A 415-nucleotide genomic window follows, 5' to 3' on the forward strand; every position below is an offset into this window, starting at 1 on the left:
CTCCGCCGGCGCCTGCCGCGGGCGGCGCGCCCCCCGCCAGCGCGCCCCCGGGCGCGCCGCGCGCCCAGTTCTCACCGCACGGGGGCGCGTACACGCTGCAGTGCCCGCCCTCCCGGCGGGCCCCCCGCAGACCGAACCCTCTCCCTCGGCGGCCCCATCAGCTTCGGACCAACACCACTAAATGCAGTCAGTAAACTCAATGCGCTTTGTATTCCAGAAAGAATTAACTGTGTTTTCATTTGTTCCTCAAGTTTTGCCTGTTTCTTTTTTAGTTCCTCTATGTCTTCTTGTTCATCTTCTTTCATCTTTATAATTTCTTGAATCAACAGGTTCATTTTTGCATTAACAGAAAGCATTTTATTCTCAAGTTCATTTTTTAAAACCTCTATTTGTTGATTTCCAGATTCAATTTGAG

Annotated in this window: 1 protein-coding gene; it reads right to left on the reverse strand. The window is 52.0% G+C overall.

From position 1 onward, the window contains the following. Window positions 1-71: 71 nt before the first annotated feature. On the reverse strand, window positions 72-415 hold a 344-nt coding region (locus MU407_RS14215), incomplete at its 5' end, for a hypothetical protein (RefSeq protein WP_246958462.1).

Origin of the sequence: Brachybacterium sp. Marseille-Q7125 (genome assembly GCF_023062615.1) — a bacterium.
Classification (GTDB): domain Bacteria; phylum Actinomycetota; class Actinomycetes; order Actinomycetales; family Dermabacteraceae; genus Brachybacterium.